Raw genomic sequence first — 7393 nt, 5'->3', positions numbered from 1 at the left:
TCTGCTGCTTCATTGCCTTTTGCCTTTCTCGTTGCTTGTGCACTCTATAACGCTTGATGCGCACAAGCGGTGGACTTAATCAGCATTGCCCTAAGCGCCAGGTCAACACGAAAGGGCTGTTACGGACCGTTCGATCATGATGGACGGGTGGCAGCGCGTGCGGCATTGGCTACGAACCCGGTGTCGTGGTTGCGCCATTTCATGTGATTGGTTCGCGCGTGAGTCTGTACGTGAGTCTGTACGTGAGTCCGTACGTGAGTCTGCGCTTGAGTCTTTCAGGCACTCGAAGGACCGCTTTTGCCGTCGCTTCGACGCGTGCATCACCAAGGCGCGCCGGATCGGCAAACATCTGCGTGATGTCGTTACGGGAGAGCTGTAATGAGCGATCGGCTCCGACCGTCGATCGTGTGGCTGATCCCCGTTGCCGCGTTGCTCATCTCAGGCGCGCTCCTCATCCGGGTGACTGTGCATCGCGGACCACGCATCACGATCAGCTTCATCACAGCCGAAAGCCTGGAGGCGGGCAAAACGCGGGTGCGCTACAAGGATGTCGAAATCGGCACACTGAAGGCCGTGCATCTTTCGACGGACCGCGCTCGCGTTCTCGCCGAAGTTCAACTGGACGATTCCCCAAAACCGTTTGCGACATGCGGCACACGCTATTGGGTGGTTCGTCCGCGCATCGGCATGACAGGTATCTCGGGGCTTTCGACAGCCGTTTCCGGCGCATACATCGCCGCTGACATCGGCGGCACATCGGGACAATGCAAAGGGTTCATCGGACTCGAAACGCCTCCCTCCGTCACAGACGATCAGAAGGGCAAGCGCTTCGTGCTTCACGCCGACTCTCTGGGCTCTCTGACAGCCGGCTCACCCGTGCTGTTCCGTCATGTGCAAGCCGGCCGGGTTCTCGATTATTCGCTTTCTGCGGATGGCGCCGACGTGGTTGTCGACGTATTCGTCGACGCACCCTACGACGGGTATGTGACATCGGCGACCGGCTGGTGGCAGGCAAGCGGGATCGACGTGCGCTTCGGCTCCGACGGCTTCAGACTCGATACGCAGTCTGTGGCGTCGTTGCTTTCCGGCGGCGTCGCATTCGACACGGTCACACGCATGCCAGCCGCGCGCCAGGCTGCAGATGGCGCGTCCTTCGTACTTGCCGCCAACCGCGCCGATGCAGCGCAAGGAGCGGAGGACGGCGCTGCCGCGCGTGTCCTCATGCGATTCGATCAATCGTTGCGCGGTCTGTCCATCGGCGCACCCGTCGATTTCCACGGTGTCGAACTGGGCCGGGTGACGGCGATCGATATGGACTTCAATCCGGCAACGGCCCGGATCGACATGCTCGCCACGCTCGATCTGTACCCGACGCGGCTGGGACACCACTACCGGCAGGCACTCGGAAACGGCGACAGCGCAGCGGGCAGATATCTGCTGCATCAACTCGTCGAAAACGGCTTGCGCGGGCAACTACGCGTAGGCAGCGTTCTAACAGGACAACGATATGTCGCGCTGGATTTCTTTCCACGCGCACGCAAGGTTCATATCGATACACAGCGAACACCCGTCGAACTGCCGACGGTACCCAATACCCTCGAAGAACTTCAGGACCAGCTTGCAGGCATCGTGAACAAACTCAACCGCGTGCCATTCGACAACATCGGCCGAAGTCTGGACCAGACACTCCGAACCACCGCGTCGCTTTTCCAGCAGGTCGACGCCGAACTGATACCGGAAGCCCACGCGACGCTGTCAGCCGCCCAGAAATCGTTCAATGCCGCGAACGCTACCCTTGCGCAGGATTCTCCGCTCCAATCCGACGTGCATCAGGCGCTGACGGAATTGCGACGCACACTTGCTTCGCTCAATTCGCTCGCCGACTATCTGCAACAACATCCGGAATCTCTCGTGTGGGGGAAGTCGTCATCGTCTGCTCAGGGTAATTGAACATGCCGGTAGAGTCGTCTGAACGATCGCACCGGTTCCTGCCGGGATACCCGGCTGATGTGCCGTTGCTCGGCGAGCTGGGCATACTGATGACAAGCCTGTCAGTCATGCCAGGAAGCCACCGCGCGAAGCACAATCGCAGTCGTCGACGCTGCCATCCACGCCGAACGGATTGCGCTTTCCACTCATCAGCTTTCCACTCATCAGGTTTCCCAATGGCATCAAGCAGGCTCGAGACCATTGAAGAGACATGGCAATTCGCGATATCCGGCCCCGAACTGCGACGCCATCCAGTGATTGACCGTGCCTTACGTATTCACATGCAGCGATACCGTCACGCCCGGATACAACGCCTGGAAACGCTTGATCGCGTGCGGCACGATCGTGAGACCCGCCGAAGGCATCGCCGCGATGCGCAAACGTCCGCTGCCCAGGTTGCGGATCTGCGCGGCGGCAGTCGCGAGCCCCTGAAGCCCGACATACACGCGCTCCACTTCGCGAAAAACGCGGCGCCCTCGCTGGTCGGAATCAGTCTCACGCCGCTACGCTGAAACGGCAGCAAGCCCGTCTCGCGCTCGATTCACGAATTTGCAACGGCCACGCCGAGACTGGCCCGCGCGTTAAACGCACGGGCCGTCAGTTCCGAATTGAGCTTTCAGGGTTGACCCAGTCCCGCCATCAACACGTACTTCACGTGTACATACTCTTCGATGCCGTAATAGCTGCCTTCCCGTCCATATCCGGACTGTTTGATCCCGCCAAACGGCACGGACGCGGTTCCCACCGAACCTGAGTTCAGGACCACCACCCCCGCCTCAATATTGCGAGAAAGCCGGAATGCCCGCCCGAGATCGCGTGTGAACGCATAAGCGACCAGTCCGTGCTCCGTGTCATTGGCGCGCGCGACGACTTCGTTCTCGTCAGTGAATGTATAGACAGGGAACACCGGTCCGAAAATTTCCGTCGATTGGATCTCCATGTCGTCCGTTACGTTCGTGAGGATCGTTGGCGCATAAAAGAGACCGCCTTTCTCATTCGGCCGTCCACCGAAAAGCGTTTTTGCGCCAAGCGCTTTCGCCTGCTCGACGAGCTGCGACACCTTGTCGATTGCGGCCTGATTGATGAGCGGGCCCACCACGAAATCGGCCTGCAAGCCCTGATCGACGCGAATCTCCTCTACCGCTTCCTTCACGCGCAGAACGAAGCGGTCCTGAATGCCTGCCTGTACATAGATGCGGTTCGGCGAGATGCAGACCTGTCCGGCGTTACGCAGTTTCGCCGCGACCAGCCCCTTAACCGCCTGTTCGATATCCGCGTCATCAAAGACGATGAACGGCGCATGACGAGTACAAGGTCATGGAAGTCCATTATGGTGGCGATGTTCGGTGCGCAGGGCGGGACCTCAGTTTCGCTTTATACGTCGATCGTCTACATGCTGTACTTCCTGCAAAGCGTGCTAAAAGTTGAGCCGACACGCGCCAGTCTGTGTCTTGCGGTCGGCATCGCCGTCTCAGCGCCGATGTATCCCGTGTTCGGCAGTTTGTCCGATCGGATTGGGCGCGCACGGGTCACGTTCATCGGCATGCTCTTGTGGATGGCTTGCACTTATCCAGTGTTTGCCGGAATCCGCGCGGGCGCACTCGACGCGTCGTGGGCCACGGTTTCGATGCTGATTGCCGTGCTCGCGGTGTTGACCGCGCTGATCATGGCACCCTTGCCTGCCTTTATCGCAGAGTGCTTTCCGCCGCAAAGCCGGACTACTGGATTCGGACTCGCGCAGCAACTCGGCAATATCCTGTTTGGCGGGTTCCTACCATTGATCAGCTTGTCGCTGGTTTCGCTGACGGGCAATCAACTGGCCGGAGTTGCCTATTCGATTGTATCGCTCGTGCCATGTCTCGCCGTTACGTTCTTCTGGGGATTCAAGCGGGATCGAACGAGCCGTCGGTCGGTATTGGTGAATGCGCCTGCTTCCGCAGGCGAGTGACGCGCGCGACAAATCTACGTCGAATCTACGTCGATCACGGCGCGATGCACAGTGGCAGGCTCTGGCCAAGGCAGAAGGTACCGAGGCTCGTGTACCTTCCGGCCAAACGCCGTGATCGTCAGACATGGCTGCTGCTGCGCCACTCATCGCTCTCCTTTTGCAGCCACTCAAGTCTCGTGCAGTTCCTGCGCGGCCGCCGAGATGCTCAGCTGGCGGGCGGCTGCGTCAAAGGCGCGAAGCGCATTGAGTGGGGGAAGTCGGCGCATGGGATAAGACGTCGATTTAACTCACAGCATCGCACACAAATTCATCGCTACCTTCGGAATCGACCTGTACGCTACAGTGGGGCCTTATTTCACCGGAGGCTCAGATGAACGATGAGAACATTCCCCTCGCGAATAGCAAGGTGCTATATAAAACGTTACTGATAGAGGAAAACTACGCCGTCTCGCAGACCACGGTTCTTCCTGGGGGAGAAACGGAATGGCACCACCATACAAATGTGAGAGACCGCTTCGTCGTCGTGCAAGGCATCCTCACTGTTGAAACGAAAGTGGGCGAGTTAGTCGACAGAAAGCAGGTCGATGATCATTACACGGTCGAACCCGGCGTCATCCACCACGTCAGGAATGAGACGTTTGACAATGTGGTCTACATCAACGTGCAGTCGGGAGGTGAGCGCGATATCGTGCTGGCTTGAAGGGAAATCGAGGGCCGATGGTAGTTCACCGAAACGCCCTGGGCGGCTCAGGTGCGCCGAAACGTGCGCACCTGGAGCTGCTTCGAACCAGGCCGCACGAGGACGAGACGTGCGCTTCCCTGGCGTTAAGGATCACCGGGACGTGGCTTCGGCGGCGTCTACCGGACGTGGCTCGCATTTCGCATCCGCATTCAATCAGCCATTTCGAGCAGAGCCAAGCTCATTGCGGATCGCCTGGCGTCCATGGCAGGTAGCGTCTTCTCATTGCGCCACGTTTCAAAAGCTCAGGCGGCCCTCCGTCGCATGTCGCTTACGGACAGCCATGTCGCGGAGACCAGGAAGTAAATGGCGCCCACGGCGGCATAACCTGCCACTGTGACGATCGCAGCAGGCGTCGACTTATGGGCTTGCGCTATGAATAACGCACCCGCGACCGCCGACTGTGCACCGCTTACGATCATCGCCCATTGCGCGCCAAAATCCTTCCAACGACGCATGGCAGTACCGAGTTGCAGCAAACCGGAAAGGATGGCCCAAACACCAAATACCTGAAGCACACCCGTCATGCTCACTCGCAGTGCGGCGATGACTGCGACCGCTGTTGCGAGACTTACTACTGTGTTGACTGCCTGTGTGCGATTTTCTGATGAACCACCGCTACGCGACAAATCCATGTAATTGGCCAACGCATCCCATGCAGGATAGGCGACGAGCAAAGCTGCTCCGATGCCAGGAGAATGCTGTCCGATAGAGAAGGCAAGCACCACCCAAACCGCCGAAAACGCTGTCCGCACAAAGTAGTAGTGCTTCAACCATCGCTCGTTGTGAGCGCGCATCGTAGCTACGTGACCATTCATCATTCCCACTCCAGTTTCAATCGATAGAACGTTAATAAGAACGGAGGTCTGTTTGTGCTGTCGGCGCACCAGTTCCGCTGCGAATCGTCAGCGTGCCGATTCGGCTGCACGCGGCCAACCTCGCGCAATTCCGAGGCGATCAGTCTGTCGCCAGCGCCACCAATGCCGTGGGCGATGATGCGGAACTCAATCGGAACGCCGTCTGAGGACAAGAATCGCAGGAATAGCGCGCCAACGGCATCGGTCAAATGACCGATGATCTGAACAGCGCGCGCGATCGATGCGCGACGAAAGACGTGAAGAGCCGAGACACTCGCGCTCGCATCAGGCAGCGTTTGCGAGATTCTGAGGGCACAAGCGCCAGTTCATCCACTCTGACGGCCCCGCCCGCGAGCCGCCGCGAATGCCTTGGCGGCAAGGTGCTCGCGTTTGCACAAAGCAGCGTTGTTCGAAAGAGACCAATGCAGCCGCACCCGACGACTGCCGAGAACACCTTGACGGGGCCGATCGCTCAATGCATAAAACCCCGCCGAAGCAGGGAGCGATAGCACTTTTTATGCGGAAAATGGCGGCTAGCTCTTGAAAAAAGCGAAAGGTCGATGACTTGCGCTCCGGCAGACTCGCGCGCGAGATCCGGGGGCGGCGAAGCCTTTATACAGGCGGTTGGTTCCATGAAACCGCCGGCAATCAATCGAAACGTACGTTCAGCCTTCGTAGGCTTACCCTTGAGGTGTGTTGGCGCGTTGCTAACTGCATCGTCGGACATCCTGACGGGTCAGGGATTTTCCCCAGTATTCGGAAATTGACTGACGTGAGACGGTATACGCCAATGCCATTCCACATGGAGACGGGCATGCAATCTGAGACGCACAAGAGCGCAAAGGTCGCCGTTTTTCTGAATCGGTCGGCGCTGTCCCTGTTGATGTTGCCAGTTGCTTGCTTTTTCTGGGCACTCCACGCCTATTCGCCTCTGGAGGCATGCTGGCTTGGCGTCGCCGCGGCAATTTACGTCTGGCCTATAGCTGGGATCCTCCTTGTCATCGCCGCGGGGTTTCATGTCCGCACCACGAGTCAACGACTCGAAAGAGCCGGCGGACTGCAGGACGCGCACGGGCTCTAGCTCCGCGAAAAGTGCCCTCCGGAGCGAAGGCGTTCAGCGTTGTGGATTGAAACTCTCTCGGTCATCTCCAGCGACCCGGGACAGATTCGAACACCTGACGCAGTGCGCCGCTTTGCTGTAATCGACCCTCGTTAGCTTGCTGACCAGGAATAGGCGCCGACGCCAACAATGCGCCTTTCAATACTATCCCCTCGCAGCAGCATTCGTTGCGTCGCATAAGCTCGAACGGCCGCTTTGGCCCACCAAATGCAGCCGCGGTCGTTCGGCAAAGACGAAAAGCCCGGCGATTGCCGGGCAAGCACTGCATTCGATTGGTCGCCGCCATAACTTCGGCGGCGAGTCGTCGATGTCACTTCATATTATTGTCCCGTGTAGCCGACAGGAACCGTCGAATTGTTCTTCGCAACGGTCGCGTTGTTCGACACGATGTACTGCGGCACTTCCGTCAGCGTCAGCGATACCTGGCCGTTCGAATACGGAACCGTCGTGGTATTGCCATAGCCGTCGATCTTCGTCACGTTGCCCGACGTACCGGGGTTGTCGACCTGCAGCGAATAGCTGGTCGAATACGTCTGGCTGTACGTGCCGTTGCTCGTCGGCCACTGGCTGTTGCTGTGCGCCCATGCGGCCGTCACGATCTTGCCGTCGCCGAGCTGCTGGAACGCATACGCGAACGTACCGCCCGGCGTGCCCTTGACGCGGCCCAGCGTGTTCGTGCCGTCGAGCACGCGGGTCATCGTTGCGAAGGCCATCGCTTCAGGCTTCGGCGACAGGTTCGA

General features: G+C 59.0%; 4 protein-coding genes and 4 pseudogenes. 3 read left to right on the top strand and 5 right to left on the bottom strand.

Going from position 1 to position 7393, the window contains the following annotated elements; translation table 11 throughout:
* Window positions 1-378 precede the first annotated feature (378 nt).
* Window positions 379-1950, top strand: a complete 1572-nt coding sequence (locus BMW76_RS39555) for a PqiB family protein (RefSeq protein ID WP_090874111.1) — start codon at window positions 379-381, stop codon at window positions 1948-1950.
* Between the two features lie 311 nt (window positions 1951-2261).
* On the opposite strand, the pseudogene BMW76_RS39550 reads toward BMW76_RS39555, so the two are convergent.
* A pseudogene (locus tag BMW76_RS39550) lies at window positions 2262-2530 on the bottom strand (LysR substrate-binding domain-containing protein); the annotation flags it as partial.
* 75 nt (window positions 2531-2605) lie between these two features.
* Window positions 2606-3292 (bottom strand): annotated as a pseudogene (locus tag BMW76_RS39545) (aldehyde dehydrogenase family protein); the annotation flags it as partial.
* Between BMW76_RS39545 and BMW76_RS39540 the strand changes: the two are divergent.
* The gene (locus BMW76_RS39540) at window positions 3290-3937 is read left to right on the top strand and encodes an MFS transporter (protein WP_322789349.1); all 648 of its coding nucleotides are present in this window, start codon (window positions 3290-3292) and stop codon (window positions 3935-3937) included. The pseudogene BMW76_RS39545 and the gene BMW76_RS39540 sit on opposite strands and share 3 nt — an antisense overlap.
* A gap of 170 nt (window positions 3938-4107) precedes the next feature.
* On the opposite strand, the pseudogene BMW76_RS42940 reads toward BMW76_RS39540, so the two are convergent.
* Window positions 4108-4203: pseudogene (locus BMW76_RS42940) on the bottom strand (transcriptional regulator GcvA); the annotation flags it as partial.
* 104 nt (window positions 4204-4307) lie between these two features.
* On the opposite strand from BMW76_RS42940, the gene BMW76_RS39535 reads away from it, so the two are divergent.
* Window positions 4308-4637: a cupin domain-containing protein gene (locus BMW76_RS39535; RefSeq protein ID WP_090874110.1), complete on the top strand. Its 330-nt coding sequence runs from the start codon at window positions 4308-4310 to the stop codon at window positions 4635-4637.
* 284 nt (window positions 4638-4921) lie between these two features.
* Here the strand turns inward: BMW76_RS39535 and BMW76_RS39530 are convergent, their stop codons facing one another.
* Both BMW76_RS39530 and BMW76_RS39515 read right to left on the bottom strand, forming a co-directional pair.
* Window positions 4922-5497: a DUF308 domain-containing protein gene (locus tag BMW76_RS39530; RefSeq protein WP_090874109.1), complete on the bottom strand. Its 576-nt coding sequence runs from the start codon at window positions 5495-5497 to the stop codon at window positions 4922-4924.
* A gap of 1476 nt (window positions 5498-6973) precedes the next feature.
* A pseudogene (locus BMW76_RS39515) lies at window positions 6974-7393 on the bottom strand (hypothetical protein); the annotation flags it as partial.

Source organism: Paraburkholderia diazotrophica (assembly GCF_900108945.1).
GTDB lineage: Bacteria > Pseudomonadota > Gammaproteobacteria > Burkholderiales > Burkholderiaceae > Paraburkholderia > Paraburkholderia diazotrophica.
This window is presented reverse-complemented; position numbering and strand designations above follow the sequence as displayed.

Coding starts and splice junctions, on each gene's coding strand:
- BMW76_RS39555 (WP_090874111.1), top strand. CDS start 379: ATGAGCGATCGGCTCCGACCGTCGATCGTGTGGCTGATCCCCGTTGCC.
- BMW76_RS39540 (WP_322789349.1), top strand. CDS start 3,290: ATGACGAGTACAAGGTCATGGAAGTCCATTATGGTGGCGATGTTCGGT.
- BMW76_RS39535 (WP_090874110.1), top strand. CDS start 4,308: ATGAACGATGAGAACATTCCCCTCGCGAATAGCAAGGTGCTATATAAA.
- BMW76_RS39530 (WP_090874109.1), bottom strand. CDS start 5,497: ATGATGAATGGTCACGTAGCTACGATGCGCGCTCACAACGAGCGATGG.